The sequence below is a fragment of the Cellulomonas sp. P5_C6 genome, assembly GCF_054049635.1.
The window spans coordinates 1-536 of sequence record NZ_JBFULZ010000404.1; the positions used below are offsets into that span (position 1 = coordinate 1).

1 protein-coding gene is annotated in these 536 nt (G+C 65.7%); it reads left to right on the plus strand.

The features are described from left to right. The coding region (locus ACXJKG_RS21420) for a serine hydrolase (RefSeq protein ID WP_456847727.1) at positions 1–536 on the plus strand (536 nt) is incomplete at both ends.

Sequence of the window (536 nt, forward strand, 5' to 3'; positions counted from 1 at the left end):
GGTCATTCCCGGCGACACGCCGTGCCACGCCATCACGCCTGCTGCGGGCTTCGTCAGCACCGCAGCCGACATCGCGCGCTTCTTCGCGCAGCTTGCACCCAATGCAAAGCACAGCGTGCTGTCTGCGGCGGGCCGGCGTGAGATGACGCGGCGGCACTGGCGCAATCCGCACGCAACTATCGAGAGCTATTACGGCCTCGGCACCATGAACGGCACCACCGCCGGCTGGGACTGGTTCGGCCACAATGGCGGATTTCATGGCTATATCTCGCGCACCGCCGTGATCCCGGCCTGCGAGCTGACGATCTCGGTTTTCACCAATGCCACCGACGGCTGGGCGCCCATCTGGGTTGATGGCGCCATGCATATCCTGCGCGCATTCGCCCAGCGCGGCGCGCCGCAGAAGCGCGTCCGCGACTGGACGGGACGCATGTGGACTTCATGGAGCGCGTTTGATCTGGTGCCCATTGGAGACCGGGTGCTGGTCGCCACGCCTCAGGCGATCAATCCCTTCATGGACGTCGCCGAGATCGAGG